The sequence below is a fragment of the Shinella lacus genome, assembly GCF_010994755.1.
Lineage (GTDB): Bacteria > Pseudomonadota > Alphaproteobacteria > Rhizobiales > Rhizobiaceae > Shinella > Shinella lacus.
In genome coordinates this window covers 79727-98910 of sequence record NZ_WHSB02000016.1, presented here as the reverse complement: position 1 = coordinate 98910, position 19184 = coordinate 79727, and the positions used below count along the sequence as shown (strand labels likewise).

Below are 19184 nucleotides of genomic sequence, written 5' to 3'. Positions count from 1 at the left end.
GCCATGAAATTCTCCCTGTTCGTTCACATGGAGCGGCTGGATGCCAGCCAAAACCATCAGGAACTCTATGAAGAATTCATCGCGCTGTGCGAGATCGCGGATAAGGGCGGCATGCATGCCATCTGGACCGGCGAGCACCACGGCATGGATTTCACCATCGCGCCGAACCCCTTCGTCAACATCGCCGATCTCGCCCGGCGCACGACGAATGTGCGCCTCGGCACGGGTACGGTGATCGCGCCGTTCTGGCATCCGATAAAATTGGCTGGCGAAGCTGCGATGACCGACATCATCAGCGGCGGCCGGCTCGATCTCGGCATTGCGCGCGGCGCCTACGGCTTCGAATACGAACGGCTGCTGCCCGGCCTCGACGCTTGGGGCGCCGGCCAGCGTATGCGGGAACTGATCCCGGCCGTGAAGGGGCTCTGGGCCGGTGACTATGCGCATGACGGCGAATTCTGGAAATTCCCGAAGACGACCTCCGCACCGAAGCCGGCACAACAGCCGCATCCGCCGATCTGGGTCGCGGCACGCGATCCGAACAGCCACGAATTCGCTGTCGCCAATGGCTGCAACGTTCAGTGCACGCCGCTTGCCAATGGCGAGGCAGAGATTTCGAGCCTGATGGAGCGCTTCGATGCGGCCTGTGAAAAGGCGACCGGCGTTTCCCGGCCGAAGATCATGCTGCTGCTGCACACCTATGTCGGCTCCGATGAGGCCGATATCGCCCAGGCGGCGAAGGAAGTGAGCACCTACTACAATTACTTCTTTGCCTGGTTCAAGAACGAGCGGCCGATCGAGCAGGGCCTCATCGCGCGCCTGAGCGAGGAGGAACTCGCCGCCAATCCCAACCTTTCTCCGCAGAAGATGCGCGAAAACATGCCGATCGGCACGGCGGACGATGTGATCAAGCGGCTGAAGGTCTACGAGGGCCTCGGCTATGACGAATATTCGTTCTGGATCGACACGGGCATGAGCTTCGAGCGCAAGAAAGCGTCGCTCGAACGCTTCATCGCCGATGTCATGCCGGCATTCCGGTGAGGCGGCCATGCAGAGCTTCCAGCAATATATAGACGGAACCTTCGAAGACGGCGCGGCGCGGTTCGACTCGATCGATCCCGCAACCGGTATCGTCTGGGCGGCGATGGCCGAGGCGCGCGAGGATGATGTCGATCGCGCGGTGAAGGCGGCCCAGCGTGCGCTCTGGACCGGCGAATGGCCGGCCATGACCGCGACGGCTCGCGGCAAGTTGCTCTACAAACTTGCCGATCTCGTGCAGGCCAATGCGCGGAAGCTCGCGGAGCTCGAGACCCGCGACACCGGCAAGATCATCCGCGAGACCTCCGCGCAGATCGCCTATGTCGCGGATTACTATCGCTACTATGCGGGTCTCGCCGACAAGATCGAAGGCGCGACGCTCGCCATCGACAAGGCGGACATGGATGTCTGGACGCGCCGCGAGCCGATCGGCGTCGTGGCCGCCGTCGTGCCGTGGAACAGCCAGCTCTTCCTGTCGGCCGTGAAGATCGGCCCGGCGCTGGCCGCCGGCTGCACGCTGGTCGTCAAGGCATCGGAAGACGGTCCGGCGCCGCTTCTCGAATTCGCACGGCTGGTGCATGAGGCGGGTTTCCCGGCCGGCGTCGTCAACATCCTGACCGGCTTCGGCCCGACCTGCGGCAGCGCGCTGACCCGCCATCCCGGCGTCGACCATATCGCCTTCACCGGTGGTCCGGGCACGGCCGCCGCCGTGGTGCGCAACTCCGCGGAAAACCTGGCGACGACCTCGCTGGAACTCGGTGGCAAGTCGCCCTTCATCGTCTTTGCCGATTGCGACCTGGAAAGCGCGGCCAATGCGCAGGTCGCCGGGATTTTTGCGGCGACCGGACAGAGCTGTGTGGCGGGCTCCCGCCTCATCGTCGAAGCATCCGTGAAGGACCGGTTCCTCGCCATCCTGAAAGCCAAGGCAGAGGCCATCCACATCGGTTCGCCGCTCGACATGGCGACAGAGGTCGGTCCGCTCTGCACGAGACGGCAGCGGGATCATATCGAGACGGTCGTCGCATCCTCGATTGCTGCCGGTGCGAAGCTCGTCACCGGCGGCCGGGCAGGCGAGGGGGATGGCTTCTACTACGCGCCCACCATTCTCGACTGTGACGGCGTTTCCGCCGCTTCGGTGGAAACCGAGCTGTTCGGACCGGTGCTCTCCGTTCTCTCCTTCACGACGGAAGAGGAGGCCGTGCAGCTTGCGAATGCGACGCCGTACGGTCTCGCCTCGGGCGTCTTCACGCGCAACCTCGCGCGCGCCCATCGCATGATCAAGCGCATCCGCGCCGGCATCGTCTGGGTCAACACCTACCGCGCCGTCTCGCCGATCGCGCCGTTCGGCGGATACGGCCAGTCGGGGCAGGGGCGGGAAGGCGGCCTTGCCGCCGCGCTCGACTATACCAAGACGAAGACCGTGTGGCTCAGGACATCGGACGATCCGATCCCCGATCCCTTCGTGATGCGGTGACCGACATGTTCGTCGAGATCCGCACCTACAGGCTGAAGAACGGCGGCGTTCCCGAATACCTCAAGGTGGTCGGCGACACCGGCATCGCGATCCAGAAGAAACATCTCGGCAATCTCGTCGGCTATTTCTCCTCGGAGATCGGCCCGATCAACGAGATCGTCCACATCTGGAGCTTCACGAGCCTCGACGACCGGCAAGCCCGCCGCGCGCGCCTTGCCGCCGATCCTGACTGGCAGGCCTTCCTGCCAAAGATTCGCGACCTGATCGTCACCGCGGACAACAAGATCATGACTCCGGCCGCTTTCTCGCCGCTTGGCGGCAGCGCGCCGGTCTGACGAAGCATCATTCAACCGGGAGGAACGGACACATGAAAAGCAGATTGGCGCTTGCGCTTCTTTCGACGACGCTCTTGTTCGCGGGGCATGCCGCAGCCGAAGACATGGTCTTCACCAGCTGGGGCGGCACCACGCAGGATGCCCAGAAGACCTATTGGGCCGATCCGTTCACGGCGGAGAAAAACGTCGCCGTCACACAGGACGGCCCGACAGACTACGGCAAGATCAAGGCCATGGTCGAAGCCGGCAACGTGACCTGGGACGTCGTGGACGTCGAGGGCGATTATGCCGTGCAGGCCGGCAATGCCGGCCTCCTCGAAAAGCTCGATTTCTCCGTCATCGACAAGAGCAAACTCGACCCGCGCTTCGTCACCGACTACTCGGTCGGCAGCTTCTACTATTCCTTCGTGATCGGCTGCAACAAGGATGCCGTCGAGGCCTGCCCGAAGACCTGGGCCGACCTGTTCGACACCCAGAAATTCCCCGGCAAGCGCACCTTCTACAAATGGTCGGCGCCGGGCGTGGTGGAGGCCGCGCTGCTTGCCGATGGCGTGCCGGCCGACAAGCTCTATCCGCTCGATCTCGACCGCGCCTTCAAGAAGCTCGACACGATCAAGGGCGATATCGTCTGGTGGGACAGCGGTGCGCAGTCGCAGCAGCTTCTCGCATCCGCCGAAGCGCCGTTCGGCTCGTTCTGGAACGGCCGACTGACGGCGCTCGCCGAAACCGGCGTCACCGTCGAGACGTCGTGGACGAACAACATCACCGCCGCCGATTCCCTCGTTGTGCCGAAGGGCGCCAAGAACAGGGACGCGGCCATGAAGTTCATCGCGCAGGCTACCAGCGATGCCGCCCAGGCGCAGTTCGCCGCGGCGACAGGGTATGCGCCGGTGAACCTTGACTCCAACACGCTGATGGATGCGGAACTCCGCAAGTCGCTGCCGGACATGCAGGCCGACACCCAGATCAATGCCGACATGAGCTACTGGGCCGAGCATCGCGACGAGATCGGTACGCGCTGGTACGCCTGGCAGGCAAAATAACGCTGTCTCCCAAGACGATGGCGGGCCGGCTTCGGCCGGTCCGCTCCTCACCCACTGGATGATCGACCATGGCTGTTACGGTAGTGACGGGCGCCGTCAAAACAAAGCGTGGGGCCACGCTCGGCTATCTTCTGCCGGCACTGCTGCTCATCGCCCTCTTCTTCATCGTGCCGGTGCTGATGCTGTTGATGCGCAGCGTGCTGGAACCGGAGGTGGGCCTGCAGAACTATAAGGCCCTGCTGGGCTCGACGACGTATCTGCGCGTCTTCCTGAACACCTTCCTGGTGGCCGGCGTCGTGACGCTCGTCTCCATTGTCGTCGGCTATCCGGTCGCCTGGCTGCTCGCCATCATGCCGCAGAAGTGGTCGCGCATCGTGCTGGCGATCATCATTCTCTCGATGTGGACGAACCTGCTGGCGCGGACCTATGCCTGGATGGTGCTGCTGCAGCGCACCGGCGTCATCAACAAGACCCTGATGGGACTGGGCCTGATCGACACGCCGCTGGCGCTCGTCAACAATCTCGTCGGTGTGACCATCGGCATGACCTACATCATGCTGCCCTTCGTCATCCTGCCGCTGATGGGCGTCATCCGTACCATCGATCCCGCCATTCTGCGCGCCGCCGCCCTCTGCGGCGCCGGCAAGATGCAATGTTTCCTGCGCGTGCTGCTGCCGCTGTCGCTGCCCGGCATCGCCGCCGGCGCCTTGATGGTCTTCGTCATGTCGCTCGGCTATTTCGTGACGCCGGCATTGCTCGGCGGCACATCCAACATGATGCTCGCCGAACTCGTCGCGCAGTTCGTCCAGTCGCTGGTCAACTGGGGCATGGGCGGCGCCGCGGCTCTGGTGCTTCTCGTCGTCACGCTTGCGCTCTACGCCGTCCAGCTTCGCTATTTCAATCCGGCACGGGGGACGTAGCCATGCTGCTCGACTTCGACAAACTCGGCGGTGTCAGGACCCTTCTTATCGCGCTCGTGGCGCTGGTCTGCCTCTTTCTGATCCTGCCCATCGTCTTCATCGCCGCGCTGTCCTTCGGGTCGTCGCAATGGCTGATCTTCCCGCCGCCATCCTGGACCTTCAAATGGTATCAGGACCTCTTCGCCGATCCGCGCTGGCTCTATTCGGCGCTGACCAGCCTGAAGATCGCGGCAATCGTGACCGTGCTCTCCGTCGTCATCGGCTTTCTTGCCGCCCTGGGTCTCGACCGCGGTCGCTTCGCCGGCCGGGATCTGCTGCGGGCGCTGTTTCTGACGCCGATGATCCTGCCCGTCGTCGTTCTCGCCGTCGCGCTCTACGCCCTGTTTCTGAAACTCGGCCTTGCCGGCACGACCATCGCCTTCGTCATCGCGCATCTCCTGATCGCGCTGCCCTTCTCGATCATCTCGATCGGCAACGCGCTCGAAGGTTTCGACCGCTCGATCGAGGATGCGGCCATCCTGTGCGGGGCAAATCCCTGGGAGGCACGGCTGCGTGTGACGGTTCCGGCGATCAGCCACGGCATCTTCGGCGCGGCCGTCTTCTCCTTCCTCGCCTCCTGGGACGAGGTGGTGCTGGCGATTTTCATGGCAAGCCCGACATTGCAGACCCTGCCGGTCAAGATCTGGACGACGTTGCGCCAGGACCTGACGCCGGTCATCGCCGCCGCTTCCACACTGCTCATTGCCTTCACGATCCTTCTGATGATCGTCGCAGCACTCTTCCGCAAGGGACGAAAAGCATGACCCAGCCTTTTCTCAGCATCAACGGCATCCGCAAAAACTATGGCAATGTCACTGCCGTGAAGAATGTCAGCATGGATATTGCCCAAGGCGAGTTCATGACCTTCCTCGGGCCATCGGGTTCCGGCAAGTCGACGACCCTCTACATCCTCGCGGGGTTTCAGGATCCGAGCGGCGGCGATATTCTGCTGAACGGCCAGAGCCTGCTATCGACGCCGTCGCACAAGCGCAATATCGGCATGGTGTTCCAGCGCTACACGCTCTTCCCGCATCTGACCGTCGGCGAGAACGTCGCCTTCCCGCTGCGCATCCGCCGCCGCCCGCAGGCCGAGATTGCCGAACGCGTCAAAGCCGCCCTGAAACTCGTGCGTCTGGAAGGCTTCGAGGATCGCATGCCGGCGCTGATGTCCGGTGGCCAGCAGCAGCGCGTCGCGCTTGCCCGCGCGCTCGTCTACAACCCGCCGGTCCTTCTGATGGACGAACCGCTCTCGGCGCTCGACAAGAAGCTGCGCGAGGAAATCCAGTTCGAAATCCGCCGTATCCACCAAGAAACGGGTGTGACGATCCTCTATGTCACGCATGACCAGGAGGAGGCTTTGCGGCTGTCGGATCGCATCGCAGTGTTCAGCCAGGGCGAGATCGACCAGATCGGGACCGGCCCGGAACTCTATTCCAATCCGGCAACCCGCTTCGTTGCGGGGTTTATCGGCGACAGCAATTTCCTCGATGCGACCGTCGTCACAAGCAATGCCGGGAAAGCCAAACTCGCGCTGGGCGATGGCGCGGTCGTCGAAGGCGTGCCGTTGCACGGTCCGTCTGCGGCAAGCAGCAGGGCATCTTTGATGTTGCGCCCGGAACGCCTTTCGCTCTCGCGGGTCTCCGTTCCCTCGGGCATCGCCGTGACGGTGCGGGATATTACGTTCCTGGGCAACAATGTCGAGGTCAGCACCGCGACACCGGCGGGTGTCGATCTCGCCGTGCGCTTGCCGTTCGGGCACGAGGCGATTTCCAGCCTTGCGCGCGGCGAGCAGGCCTGGCTGACCTTCGATACAGCCTCCGCGCACGCTTTTGCCTGACCTCCAACCTGCGCTGGGAGCCTTATCGTGGCAATTTCCGAACGCCTCCTGGCGAGACTAAAGGACCCGGCGCTGGCGATGGACAAGGCGCCTGTTGCCGGGACATGGCTTGGCTGCGACGATGCCGAAAGGACGTTCGACGTCTTCAATCCGTCCACGGGTGAGAGGATCGCTACGCTTCCGGACATGGGACGGGTTGAGGCCGCCCGCGCAATAGATTCTGCCTATATCGCCAAGAAGGACTGGGCGAAACGAACGGGCAAGGAGCGGGCGGCGATTCTGCGCAAACTCCATGACCTCCTTGTTGCCAATGCCGATGACCTTGCCGTCATCCTGACGATGGAAATGGGCAAGCCGTTGGCCGAGGCGCGTGGAGAAATCCTCTATGGCGCCTCCTATGTCGAATGGTTCGGCGAGGAGGCCAAGCGTGCCTATGGCGACCTGATCCCCGGCCATCAGCGCGACAAGCGTATCATGGTCGTCAAGCAGCCGGTGGGCGTCGTTGCGGCCATCACTCCGTGGAATTTTCCGAATGCCATGCTTGCGCGCAAGCTTTCGCCGGCACTTGCCGCAGGCTGCGCCATGGTCGCCAAGCCTGCCGCCGAAACGCCGCTTTCTGCGCTTGCCCTGGCCCGCCTTGCCGAACGGGCCGGGCTTCCCGCCGGTCTCTTCAACATTATCCTCACAACGGATGCCATTGAGGTCGGCCATGAATTCACGTCGAACGACAAGGTTCGCAAGCTGACCTTCACCGGCTCCACCAATGTCGGCCGCACGCTTATGCGGCAGGGTGCCGACCAGATCATGAAGCTCGGCCTCGAACTCGGCGGCAATGCGCCCTTCATCGTGTTCGATGATGCCGACCTCGACGCGGCGGTGGATGGCGCCATGGTCGCGAAATACCGCAACAACGGCCAGACCTGCGTGTGTGCCAACCGCTTCTACGTCCAGGCCGGCGTCTACGATGCTTTCGCCGAAAAGCTGGCGGCGCGTGTTGCGCAATTGAAGGTGGGCGACGGGTTCGACGATGCTGTCGATGCTGGCCCGCTCATCGACGGGAAGGCTCTGGCAAAGGTCGAGGCGCATATAAGCGACGCGGTATCGAAGGGCGCTTGCGTCGCGGTTGGCGGTAAGGCGGATGCGAAAGGTGGCCTGTTTTTCCAACCGACGGTCCTGACGGATGTCACACCCGATATGCTCGTCGCTCGTGAGGAGACGTTCGGTCCGGTGGCTCCGCTCTTCCGGTTCGTGACCGAGGAGCAGGTAGTCGATCTCGCCAACGACACTGAGTTCGGCCTCGCCGCCTACTTTTATTCCAGAGATCTCTCCCGAGCCTTCCGGGTCGGCGAGGCGCTGGAATATGGCATGGTCGGGATCAACACCGGTCAGATTTCGACCGAGGTCGCGCCCTTCGGCGGCATCAAGCAGTCCGGTCAGGGGCGGGAGGGCTCGAGATACGGCCTGGATGACTATCTGGAAGTGAAGTACCTGTGCCTCGGATTAGACGTATAACCCTGCCGTCGTCTTGCTCAGGAAGGCAGGTTCAAATCCACTCGAGTGCCCGACTGAAATCGACTTGAAAGCCCATCCACGTACTCAATGACTGCGCTCGGATCCTAAGCTCAATTCCTTGCCGCCGCGGCGGCGATGGTAACGGTGACTACCAGCATCAGCGCTGTCACGAGAATAAGTGTGACGGAAAGTGACGCCACGGTCAGCAATGCGCTCGCAAGGATGACTCCGACGGCGTTGGCGGTCCTTAGCAAAGCGAATACTTCCGGGCGCCTGTGGGGAGGGGCGAGTTCGTCGAGTGTCAAGGAGTAGTGGGTGGCCAATGGCGCGAGGACAGCGCCTATGAGCAGAGTTCCGATAATCGTCACGGAGACAGAATGGTCAAGCGCGGCTAGCGCCGCGCCTAGAGTCATGATGGCAAGGTAACAAACCACCGTCCTGTGCGTCGTCCTGCGGTTCCGCACGCTAATCCAGATCCCACCCGCCACGGAGGAGAGACATAGCGGTACGGTGAACATAATCGCTAGAGCAGGTTCGTATCCAAAGTTGATCGCCAGGGCCACGGCGCCAATTTCGACCGCAGCGACAGCTGCTCCACCCGCGATCGCACAGGCGAGCCACAGTGCGATAGGGCCCGTCACTACCGAGCCTGGGATCTGAGGTGCGTCGGTGATATGAGCGGCGGCGGCGTTTGGAACCAATAGAGCCGGGATAGCACCCACGATCGTGAGGGCAAACAGCGCGAGCACAGGTGAGATTGTTCCCAGCCCCGATGCAGCCACAGGCGCGAGAACGAATGTCATTTCGTTCAGCGTTGCCGCGATCCCGAGGGCCCGCGGAAGCTTCGACGCGGGCGCGAAATGATTGAGAATAGATCGTAGATGACCATAAGCTGCACCGTTGACCAATCCGGCCAGGGCCGCGAAGAATATCATCCATGGAAACGGTGCGCCGTATGCCGCAGCCAGCACGATCGCGCTGAGGGCCAGGGTGCGCCACGTGACCAGAAGCCTAAGCCCTGTTGCTGACGTGAGTTTGCGCCCGATGCGTGTTAGCGGGATGGCGCCGATGACCTGGGCAAGCGTCATAGCTAGGATCATCGCGGCGCCACCGCTGGTGTCGCCGGTTATGCTCAAGGCCAGCAACGAGAACGCGACCGGTCCAGCAGCCTGCGGCACGTTTAGTGTGGTTGAGGAGATGAACCAGCGGACGAGCGGCCATCGGCGCGACGTCTGCTCGGCCAACGGATCCACTGGGCGATTGGCAGAGGGGTGGTGTTGCGTGATCATTGCACGTCCGTCGCCTGCATCGTCCACTCAGGAAGTGGAAACACGCGATCGTAAGCCCAGTTGAAGGCCAAAGCGTATAACATGTAGAAAATGGCGAACGAGATATCCATGACGAGCGCCTGCCAAATCGAGACGCCGAGATACCACGCGATAAACGGCATCAGGACGGCGAGAAGCCCCACCTCGAAGGAGATCGCGTGAAAAACCCGCGTCCGGGGGCTTTTTTGCGTTGTGCCAGTCCTTTGCTGCAGGACCCAGTCGAATAGGTAATTGTAGACAAAATTCCACGCCGTGGCGATGGTGGCGCTTACGATCCCGACCACGCCAATATCGTGCATCGGCATCCCGAATGCGAAAGCACCTAGCGGCGTCACGAGAAGAAGGCCGGCGATTTCGAAGCTGATGGCGTGGCGGATACGGTCACCGACGGAACGCACTTGAACCTCCAACATGCGCGGGTCGTCCCGTGCGAAAGAACCCGATGAGGGGGAGGTCGTCCTCACTTCGTGCTTCTGACATATAATCCCGGACACGCGATTGCAATGCGATCTTCCCCGATGTCGCGCCGGCGCTTTGCCATCGAAGCTATCGGCAAAACTCCGGCAACCGTTCTCTTGCCGAGGACCCAAGACCGCCTATGAGCTGCGAGCAGAGAAGGGGACGTGAAAGGGGCGAACCTCTCCGATACAGCTCGCGCCTTTTCAAGGTTTCGCCGCTCCCATTGGACGACGTCAGCGAGTTTATCCAACTAAGATGTCGATCCCCGCCAAGGTTGGTCGTTACAAGAACGTTTTCAGGCGAATACTGCAATTCGTCTCGAGAACGTGTTGCAGGCTGCGAATTTCCGCCAGGATTTCATCGAGTTCGACCGTTGATTTTGACCGAAGTTCGAGTGCGAAATCATAGTCTCCATTCAAAGACGTGAAGCTTACTAGGTTCTTGATCTTGCGCAGCTTGATGATGAGCGGGCGTGTGTCGACGGAACTCGTCTTCAGCAGAACGAGGGCCTCGATCGCTGTTTCGTCTGATGTGTCACCGAGCTCGATCGTGAAACGTGAGATGACGCCTTGGGCCACGAGCTTGTCGATCCGGTTTTGGATCGTCGCCCTCGACACCCTCAACTCCCGACCAAGGGTCGCGGTCGAAATTCGCGCGTTTTCCCGAAGGCTTTCGAGAATGAACCTGTCCTTGTCGTCCACGACATCCCACCAGTGCCGATGTGGCGATTTGCCAATTCTAATTCCCTTATCGCCAGAATTGTTGCGAAACGCCAGAGGAGGATGGCTTTAAATTGATCGAGCTCCATCCGAACGTCTCAGTACATTCGATGGAGGTTTGAGAATGAAAGTAACTGTCTGTGAGCTTGATCCGCGCGAAGGTTTTCTCGAGGATGGATTGGTGCGCCTGGCTGCACACGTCGCCGAGGCGCAATCCGATTTCCTGCTGCTCCCTGAAATGTGCTTCGCCCCCTGGCTTGCCGCGGACAAGGATGCGAACGACGCGGCATGGGCGGATTCCGTCGCCGCACATGATGCCCACATCGCCGACCTCTCGCGCCTGAACGCCAAGGCGGCGTTGGGGACACGCGCGATCGTCAACGCGCAGGGAAGCCGGCGAAATCAGGCCTATGTCTGGAACAAAGATTCCGGCGCCGCAGCTGGTATTCGCGACAAATATTATCTTCCTGATGAGGAGGGCTACTGGGAGCACCACTGGTACGATCGCGGGGCAAAGAGCTTCGATCTGGCGCGGGCGCTGGGCATGAGGATCGGGGTTCAGATCTGCACCGAGATGTGGTTCTTCGAATGGGCACGCTTTTATGGTGCGTCGCGCGCCGATCTCATTTGTGTGCCGCGTGCGACGCCGCACAGTTCGGTCAGGAAATGGCTTGCCGGCGGGCAGGCATCGGCCGTCTGCTCGGGCGCTTATAGCCTCTCTTCCAATCTCTGGTGCCCACCGGGCGACAAAGCCGATTGCGGCGGCCTGGGCTGGATCATCGATCCCGAGGGCAATGTCCTTGCCGAGACCTCGCAGCAAAGTCCGTTCGCGACGGTGGAAATCGATCTTGAATTCGCACGCGCGAGCAAGAAGACCTATCCGCGCTACGTTCCCGAATAGCGCAAGATCACATTAGCCAAGACCGCCCGGGAGGTAGGTTTCGTCCCGGGCGGTCCTATCGTTGTTTTACGCCCACGCAAAAATCGAGGGACCGCAAATGGGTACGCAGCTGCCGCTTGGCCTCGTTGGCCTGCCTTATGACGCAAATTCCAGCTTTCTTCAGGGACCACGCCTGGCACCGGACAAGATCCGTGAGATGCTTCGGTCCGAACATTGGAACCTCACGACCGAACAAGGCGTCGATCTAGACGTGCATGCATGGAAAGACTTTGGTGATCTCGCGCTCGGTGGGCTAAACAGCGCGCAGGCCTTTCAAACAATCGAAGCCGGTATCGCGAGAATTCTGCGCGAAACATCGTCTCTAATCTCCCTCGGAGGTGACCACTCGGTCTCCTACCCGGCCATAAAGGCCCATGCCGAAAAACATCCCGGATTGAACGTCCTCCATATCGACGCCCACGCCGACCTCTATTCAGACTTCCAGGACAATCCCTATTCCCACGCCTCGCCGTTTGCCCGATTGATGGAGGATGGCGTCGTCCATCGGTTGGTCCAGGTCGGCATCAGAACGCTCAACGCGCATCAGAAAGAGCAGGCGCGCAAGTTCGGGGTGGAGATCATCCAGATGGGGGACTGGTGAGATGATATCACGCTCGCGTTCGAAGGGCCGGTCTATATCTCCGTGGATCTCGACGGTTTGGACCCGGCATTCGCACCGGGCGTGTCGCATCATGAACCCGGGGGATTTTCGACGCGCCAGGTCATCAACATCGTCAACGGCTTCAAGGGGAGGCTGGTCGGCGCCGACGTCGTCGAACTCAATCCCATGCGCGATGTAGGATCGCTCACGGCGACCGTTGCCGCAAAGCTCGTCAAGGAGCTGTTTGGCCGGCTCATACTCGACGCAGAATAGGCTACCCACAAAGCCGCCTATCTAGCCGGCGCATTGGCTGTTCTGTTGAAACCCTGGCGTTTCATCGCTGCCTGAAGAGCGGAACAATTAGGTCCGGAACGATGCTCCGGGCTTTTTTGTTGCCGCCGTCAATGACCGCCATGAGCGGAGAATGCGGCGTGCTCCTTGTGGTGCAGCGCGAAGCGGTCAAGCATATGAGCGCTTGCCTCATTGACGCCTTTGACGGCGACCTCAACGCCCCGGCGGCGGTATTTGAGAACGATCTTGTCGAGCGAACCGACGGCCGTGATATCCCATAGATGCGCCTCCGTGACGTCGATCGTCACCTTGCGGACCGTCTCGGCGAAGTCGAAGGCCGTGGTAAAACTCTCCGCCGAGGCGAAGAAGATCTGGCCATCGACATGGTAGGTGCGCTCCGAACCATCCGCACTCAGCACCGAGCGGACGTGGAAGAGCTTGGCGACCTTGCCGGCGAAGAACACGCCCGACAGCAGCACGCCGACGAGCACGCCTTTGGCGAGATCATGCGTGCCGACGACAGTCGCGACCGTTGCCAGCATGACGACGGAAGAGGAGAGCGGATTGCGGCGCAGGTCGAGGATCGAGCGCCAGGAGAAGGTGCCGATCGAGACCATGATCATGACGGCGACCAGGACGGCCATCGGGACGATGCGCACGAGATCGTCCAGCACGAGAATGAGAAACAGCAGGAAGGCGCCGGCAACGAAGGTCGAGAGGCGTCCACGGCCACCGGAGGTGACATTGATCACCGACTGGCCGATCATGGCGCATCCCCCCATGCCGCCGATGAGGCTGGAGGCGATGTTGCTCGCCCCCTGCCCGATGCATTCCTGGCTCTTGGAGCTCGGCGTATCCGTCATGTCGTCGACGATCTGTGCCGTCAGCAGCGATTCCAGCAGGCCGACTGCGGCAAGCGCGATGGAGTACGGGAAAATGATCTGCAGCGTCTCGAAGGTGAGCGGCACCTGCGGCAGGGCGAATATCGGCAGCGCGGAGGGCAGTTCGCCGAGATCGCCGACGGTGCGCAAGTCCAGACCGCCCCAATAGGCGACGCCGGTCAGCACGAGGATGGCGACCAGCGGCGACGGGATGGCTTTGGTGACATAGGGGAAGAGATAGATGATCGCGAGGCCCGCGGCGATCATCACATAGGTCAGCCCCGGCACACCGATGAGTTCCGGCAGCTGCGCCATGAAGATGAGAATCGCCAGCGCGTTGACGAAGCCGGTGATGACGGAACGCGAGACGAAGCGCATGACGCGGCCGAGCTTCAGGAAGCCCGCACATATCTGGATGACGCCCATCAACAGCGTGGCGGCGAAGAGATATTCGAGGCCATGCTCCTTCACGAGCGTGACCATCAGCACGGCGGTCGCTGCCGTGGCGGCGGAGATCATGCCGGGCCGGCCGCCGACGAAGGCGGAGACGCAGGCGATGGCGAAGGAGGCAAAGAGCCCGATCTTCGGGTCGACCCCGGCAATGATGGAAAAGCCGATGGCTTCCGGAATGAGGGCCAGCGCCACAACGATGCCGGAGAGAATATCGGCGCGAATGTTCGAGAACCATTCGCGCTTGTAGGTCGTCAGATTGAACATGGAGAAATCCGCAAAGAAACGCATCCAGACCGGACGGCGTCCGGCCTCGTGAACAGGTTCGATGCTTTGCGTTGTCTGGCGGATCGGCGGCCAGAAGAGCCACCCGGAGTTTCACCGGGTCCGGGGCGAATAGCCCGCTATATAAACGAGAACGGAGGTGTCAACAACGGTCTGATCGTGGATACCGGTTTCATTCCTATCGGACGCTGATCGATGCCAAATCCCGCGTCATCCCAACTGCTTTGTCTTCATACAGTCGGTGACGGGGCGAGGCCGGAACCGAAGGTTCGTACTCCTCCAACGCCTTGGAAAAGGTACAGTTTCAGCATCGGCTTAGTTTACGATCTCGATGCGAACCGGACCTCCTACAAGCTTGTCGAGCTCTGTCGGCGATGCCATGTATTTGCCGATATGGATCGTCTGGTCCGAAAAACCGACGCCGGACGTGTCGTAGTAGAAGCCGATGTTGCCCCACGGCACGAAATAAATGAGATCGCCATCTTTCGGATCAGAACCGGGTGATCCTTCGGTCGCAAGCTTCGGCGAGAGATAGCCGATCCTTTCCCGGCCGGCATATTCCTCCAGCTTCATCGCCAGGGGAAGACGGGTGAGAAGGTCGCGCACCGTCGGATTGTCCTCGCCGATCGTCACATCGACCGAGGTCTCGCCGGCAGTGAACCGGACGATGGTTCCAACGACCTGATCTGCCGCCCGCGCATCGTGGCCGATAGCGACGATCGCCGCGGTGACCATCGCGATCAGGCTTTGTTGGCGCTTTCCCATGTTTCACGTCTCCCGAAACGCATCGACGATGCTGGCGGCCATTCACCGGCGCTGAGGGCAACATAACAGTCGAAAAGGTCGTTGATTACCGACCGGCCTTCGGATGAGGCTATGAACTGGATTCATCAATACCCTGGCTTTCCTCCTTGCCATTACTCACGATGGCGCAGGGCTTCGACCAGAGCGACGAAGGCCGGCGACGATTGCCGCCGGCTGGGATAATAGAGGTGATATCCTTCCCAAAAAGGCGACCAGCCCTCGAGCACACGGTGGAGACGACCCTTGGCGATATGCGGCAGGGCGATCTCTTCCGGTACATAGCCGAGACCATGGCCGGCAAGCGCGGCGTCGAGAACATGGAAGATGTTGTTGAAGGCGAGCGGGCCGTCGACCTGGACCTTGATCTCGTGGCCCTCCTGGTCTTCAAACTCCCACGCGTAAAGGGTCCCAGAGGAGGGGAACCGGTAGTTGATGCAGTCGTGCAGCATCAGGTCCTGCGGGTTTTCCGGGATCGGGCGACCGGTAAAATAGGATTTCGCGCCGACGACGGCGAAGCGGAAATCCGGTCCGATGCGCGCCGAGATCATGTCCTTGGCGAGCCGGTCGCCCATGCGCACGCCTGCGTCATAGCGTTCCGTGACGATATCGGACAGCCCATTGTCGAGCAGCAGTTCCACTTTGATATCCGGGAACTTCGGAAGGAACTTCTGCACCTTCGGCCAGAGCACATGGCTGATCGCGAAATCCGGCGCCACGATCCTGACCGTGCCTGCGGGCTTGTCCTTCAGCTCGTTCAGCGCATCGACCTCAATTTCGATCCGGTCGAAATGCGGGCCGATCCGCTCCAGCAGCCGCTCGCCGGCTTCCGTCGGCGCGACGGCGCGCGTGGTGCGGGTCAGCAGACGGATGCCGAGCCGCGCTTCAAGCTGGCGGATGGTATGGCTGAGCGCCGATTGCGAGATGCCGAACCGCGCCGCCGCCTTGGTGAAGCTGCCTTCCCGTGCAACCGCGATGAAGGCGAGCAGGTCGTTGATGTTCTGGCGTGTCACCGATATTCCCCATCCTGCAAGGGCCGACGATGGCGGCTTTGCTTATTCTATGCGTTCGATCCGCAGCGAGACACGGCCGGGCCGATCGAAAATCGAAACGTCACCTGTGAGCCGCCCGAGCACTGCGAGGCCCGGAAGCGGAACGCGGCCGCCGCGATAATAAATCACGAAATGATCGGAATCCCAGAGTCCGAGCATCCCGGACGACAATTCACGCTGCCGTTCCTGGTCAGGAAGAGGGGAGGGCAGATGGCCGGTCTTCTCCTGCCGAAGATGATCGCTCATGTCGATGGTGAGCGGCAGCAGACGGGCCAGCGCCCGTGCAGCTTCATTGTCGGCAAGCTCGGCCGTGACCTCGCCCCAGTCGGAAGAAATGCGAATGCGCTCTTGAGCCATGGCGGGTCCTTTGGATTGGAAGCGGCGTCCGCAGGGGGGCGGACGCCACCTGCATTTACGCGAGATGCTGCTCGAAGAAGGACTGCAGCTTGTCGAACGGGATGAGGTCGATCTTGTCATAGAGATCGGCATGGCTGGCGCCCGGAATGATCACGAGCTCCTTCGGTTCGGCCGCTGCGGCGAAGGCGGTTTCGCTGAAGTAGCGCGAATGTGCCTTTTCGCCATGGACGAACAGGACCGGGCGCGGCGATATCTCCGCGATATAGGTCAGGATCGGCATGTTCATGAAGGACAACGGCGTTGTCTGCGTCCAGGAATTGCCGGAGTTGACCGCACGCTTATGGTAGCCGCGCGGCGTCATGTAGTAGTTGTGGTAGTCGATGAGGAACTGCGCCTCGCCGCCCTTCAGTTCGTTGTAGGGCGGCTGGTAGGCCGGGGTGCCGGCTTCCGCATCCGCCCAGCGCTGGCGGCTCAGCTGTTCCAGCGTCTGCGCCCGCTGCTCGGGCGTCACGCTGTCGTTGTAGCCCTTCGACATGACGCGGGTCATGTCGTACATGGTGCTGGCGGCGACGGCCTTGACGCGCTTGTCCGAGGCGACGGCATTTAGCGCCATGCCGCCCCAGCCGCAGATGCCAATCACACCGATGCGCTCGCGGTCGACGGAGGCGTGCAGGCCGAGATAGTCGACGGCCGCGCTGAAATCCTCGGTGTTAATGTCGGGGGAGGCTACATTGCGCGGCTCGCCGCCGCTTTCGCCGGTGAAAGATCCATCGAAGGCGAGGGTGACGAAGCCACGCTCGGCCATGGTCTGGGCATAGAGCCCGGACGATTGCTCCTTCACTGCACCGAACGGCCCGCCGACGGCGAGCGCCGGCAGACGCCGGTCAGTCCGGTCCTTCGGCAGATAGAGATCACCGGCCAGGGTGATGCCGTAGCGGTTCCTGAACGTGACCTTCTCATGGTCGACCTTGTCGCTTTTCGGGAAAACCTTGTCCCATTCCGTCGTCATATTCTGAGCCCTCGCGCTGGCGGTCGTGAACATCGAAGCTGCACCGATGGCGGCAACGCTTGCGCCGGTCAGCTTGAGCAGGTTACGGCGGCCGATGGTCGGCTCCGCCTGGTGTTGGATAGCGGTCTCCATGTCGTTCTCGTGCATGACGGCATCTCCGTTCTGATCGTTCTGGTCACGCCGCAAAATGTAGAGGCCCGTTCGTTCAGCGATTAGACGGCCTGTTTCGCATGCGGCTATGAACGCAGCTCATGAATACGATGGGGTAGCGCCACTCGCTCATTGATGAATCATGCTCATAAGCGCATGCGATTTGCACCGGCTAATCGATGACCGGCGTCTCTCTTATCTGGAGCGCATCGAAGCTGCGTGAACCGAGCTGCGCCAATGAGGCGGGTGCTGGTGGCCTGCACGTTTTAGGAAAATGAAGAATGTCCTCTCATGTTTCGACCGTGACGCTTGAAACCGACGAACGTCCGGCTCATTGGGGCGGCGTGTTTGCGATGTCGCTTTGCGTCTTCGCGCTCATCGCTTCGGAATTCATGCCCGTCAGCCTGCTGACGCCGATCGCCGCCGAGCTGGATGTCAGCGAGGGACAGGCAGGGCAGGCAATCGCCATTTCCGGTGCGTTTGCCGTCATGACCAGCCTGGTCACCTCCGCACTCGCCGGCCGGCTCGATCGCAAGATTTTGCTGCTGGTGCTGACCGGCGTCATGGCCGTATCGGGGACGATTGTGGCTCTTGCCCCGAACTACTGGCTGTTCATGGTTGGCCGGGCGCTGATCGGCGTCGTCATTGGAGGCTTTTGGTCGATGTCGGCTGCCACCGCGATGCGGCTGGTGCCGGAGAACCATATTCCAAGGGCGCTTGCGATCTTCAATGGCGGCAACGCGCTGGCGACGGTCATCGCCCCGCCGCTCGGCGCGTTCCTCGGCTCGGTCGTGGGTTGGCGCGGTGCTTTCTTCGCGGTCGTCCCGGTCGCCATCATCGTCTTCCTCTGGCAGATGGTCAGCCTGCCAACGATGAAGGCGCAGCCGGGGGCGCGATCTAACACTGTCTTCGCGCTGCTGAAGCGCCCGCTCATTGCCCTCGGCATGGCGGCGGTCGGCCTGTTCTTCATGGGGCAGTTCGCACTGTTCACCTATGTGCGGCCATTCCTGGAGACCGGCACCCAGGTCGATGTATCGACATTGTCTCTGGTCCTGCTCGGCATCGGTGTGGCCGGCGTTGTCGGCACCAGCCTGATCGGCGGGTTTCTCAAGGACGGACCAAACCGGACGCTGATCGTCATCCCGATCCTCATGGCCGTTATCGCCGTCATACTGATCGTCTTCGGCCACAGCCTCCCTGTTACGGCCGGCGCGCTGGGCGTGTGGGGGCTGATCGGCACGGCCGCGCCCGTCAGCTGGTGGACCTGGCTAGCACGGTCGCTTCCACACGACGCCGAAGCAGGCGGCGGGCTGATGGTGGCCGTCATCCAGCTTGCGATCACCCTCGGCGCGGTCTTCGGCGGCGTCCTGTTCGATTTCAGCGGCTATCGAATGACCTTCGCCGCCAGCGCAATGCTGCTGGTGCTAGCAGCGGCACTTGCAGCTCTGACGTCGCGTGCTCGCTTCTGACTATCTTCGTCTACCGTGCGCTGCCATTCTTGATGAACTTCTCCCAGAACCGAATGGCATCAGCGATCCATCCTTCGGCGATCGTGCCGGCCCCGTCCCGAAACCATGGCTTAGATTCTCGTATCTCCGGTACTCGACCTCCGTACCGGCCTTTCGAAGGGCCGCCACACGCCGTTCCATGGCCGACGGCGACG

The 19184-nt window shown here is 61.7% G+C and carries 18 protein-coding genes, 1 pseudogene and 1 other annotated feature; of the genes and pseudogenes, 11 read left to right on the top strand and 8 right to left on the bottom strand.

The window, feature by feature from the left end:
• Positions 1-3 precede the first annotated feature (3 nt).
• The 8 genes from GB927_RS28535 (at position 4) to GB927_RS28500 (ending at position 8198) form a co-directional block, all read left to right on the top strand.
• Positions 4-1041 carry an LLM class flavin-dependent oxidoreductase gene (locus GB927_RS28535; RefSeq protein ID WP_256120616.1) on the top strand — a complete coding sequence of 346 codons (1038 nt, stop codon included), beginning with the start codon at positions 4-6 and terminating at the stop codon, positions 1039-1041.
• Between the two features lie 7 nt (positions 1042-1048).
• Positions 1049-2512: an aldehyde dehydrogenase gene (locus GB927_RS28530; RefSeq protein ID WP_256120615.1), complete on the top strand. Its 1464-nt coding sequence runs from the start codon at positions 1049-1051 to the stop codon at positions 2510-2512.
• Positions 2513-2517: 5 nt separating this feature from the next.
• Positions 2518-2847, top strand: a complete 330-nt coding sequence (locus GB927_RS28525) for an NIPSNAP family protein (protein ID WP_256120614.1) — start codon at positions 2518-2520, stop codon at positions 2845-2847.
• Between the two features lie 32 nt (positions 2848-2879).
• Positions 2880-3890 (top strand): ABC transporter substrate-binding protein, encoded by a 1011-nt coding sequence (locus GB927_RS28520; protein WP_256120613.1) that lies wholly within the window; start codon positions 2880-2882, stop codon positions 3888-3890.
• Positions 3891-3958: 68 nt separating this feature from the next.
• Complete coding sequence (locus GB927_RS28515; RefSeq protein ID WP_369431743.1) at positions 3959-4810, top strand: ABC transporter permease; 852 nt, start codon at positions 3959-3961, stop codon at positions 4808-4810.
• A 2-nt stretch (positions 4811-4812) separates the two neighbouring features.
• The gene (locus tag GB927_RS28510; protein WP_256120612.1) at positions 4813-5613 is read left to right on the top strand and encodes an ABC transporter permease; all 801 of its coding nucleotides are present in this window, start codon (positions 4813-4815) and stop codon (positions 5611-5613) included.
• Entirely contained in the window at positions 5610-6686 is a 1077-nt protein-coding gene (locus GB927_RS28505) for an ABC transporter ATP-binding protein (RefSeq protein WP_256120611.1), read from the top strand. The genes GB927_RS28510 and GB927_RS28505 overlap by 4 nt, the downstream gene beginning before the upstream one ends.
• A 27-nt stretch (positions 6687-6713) precedes the next feature.
• A complete protein-coding gene (locus GB927_RS28500) occupies positions 6714-8198 on the top strand; it encodes an NAD-dependent succinate-semialdehyde dehydrogenase (RefSeq protein ID WP_256120610.1) in 1485 nt (494 codons plus the stop codon).
• Positions 8199-8308: 110 nt separating this feature from the next.
• Here GB927_RS28500 and GB927_RS28495 read toward each other — a convergent pair whose 3' ends face one another.
• From GB927_RS28495 to GB927_RS28485, 3 genes are all read right to left on the bottom strand, one after another.
• On the bottom strand, positions 8309-9487 hold the full coding sequence (locus GB927_RS28495) for an MFS transporter (protein WP_256120609.1): 1179 nt from the start codon (positions 9485-9487) through the stop codon (positions 8309-8311).
• A complete protein-coding gene (locus GB927_RS28490) occupies positions 9484-9924 on the bottom strand; it encodes a PACE efflux transporter (RefSeq protein WP_256120608.1) in 441 nt (146 codons plus the stop codon). The genes GB927_RS28495 and GB927_RS28490 overlap by 4 nt, the downstream gene beginning before the upstream one ends.
• Before the next feature lie 342 nt (positions 9925-10266).
• Complete coding sequence (locus GB927_RS28485; RefSeq protein WP_256120607.1) at positions 10267-10686, bottom strand: Lrp/AsnC family transcriptional regulator; 420 nt, start codon at positions 10684-10686, stop codon at positions 10267-10269.
• 142 nt (positions 10687-10828) lie between these two features.
• On the opposite strand from GB927_RS28485, the gene GB927_RS28480 reads away from it, so the two are divergent.
• Entirely contained in the window at positions 10829-11605 is a 777-nt protein-coding gene (locus GB927_RS28480; RefSeq protein ID WP_256120606.1) for a carbon-nitrogen hydrolase family protein, read from the top strand.
• Positions 11606-11702: 97 nt separating this feature from the next.
• Positions 11703-12518: pseudogene (speB, locus tag GB927_RS28475) on the top strand (agmatinase).
• Positions 12519-12646: 128 nt separating this feature from the next.
• On the opposite strand, the gene GB927_RS28470 reads toward speB, so the two are convergent.
• The 5 genes from GB927_RS28470 to GB927_RS28450 form a co-directional block, all read right to left on the bottom strand.
• Positions 12647-14134: a SulP family inorganic anion transporter gene (locus GB927_RS28470; RefSeq protein ID WP_256120605.1), complete on the bottom strand. Its 1488-nt coding sequence runs from the start codon at positions 14132-14134 to the stop codon at positions 12647-12649.
• Between the two features lie 69 nt (positions 14135-14203).
• Positions 14204-14259, bottom strand: a sequence feature (sul1 is cis-regulatory element that is thought to sense ions involved in sulfur or methionine metabolism; They are found in Alphaproteobacteria).
• Between the two features lie 208 nt (positions 14260-14467).
• On the bottom strand, positions 14468-14917 hold the full coding sequence (locus tag GB927_RS28465; RefSeq protein WP_256120604.1) for a cyclophilin-like fold protein: 450 nt from the start codon (positions 14915-14917) through the stop codon (positions 14468-14470).
• A gap of 152 nt (positions 14918-15069) precedes the next feature.
• Positions 15070-15966, bottom strand: a complete 897-nt coding sequence (locus GB927_RS28460) for a LysR family transcriptional regulator (protein ID WP_256120603.1) — start codon at positions 15964-15966, stop codon at positions 15070-15072.
• A 42-nt stretch (positions 15967-16008) separates the two neighbouring features.
• A complete protein-coding gene (locus tag GB927_RS28455; protein WP_256120602.1) occupies positions 16009-16362 on the bottom strand; it encodes a cyclophilin-like fold protein in 354 nt (117 codons plus the stop codon).
• Between the two features lie 55 nt (positions 16363-16417).
• Positions 16418-17518: an alpha/beta hydrolase gene (locus tag GB927_RS28450; protein WP_256120601.1), complete on the bottom strand. Its 1101-nt coding sequence runs from the start codon at positions 17516-17518 to the stop codon at positions 16418-16420.
• Between the two features lie 284 nt (positions 17519-17802).
• On the opposite strand from GB927_RS28450, the gene GB927_RS28445 reads away from it, so the two are divergent.
• Positions 17803-18990 carry an MFS transporter gene (locus GB927_RS28445; protein WP_256120600.1) on the top strand — a complete coding sequence of 396 codons (1188 nt, stop codon included), beginning with the start codon at positions 17803-17805 and terminating at the stop codon, positions 18988-18990.
• Positions 18991-19184 lie beyond the last annotated feature (194 nt).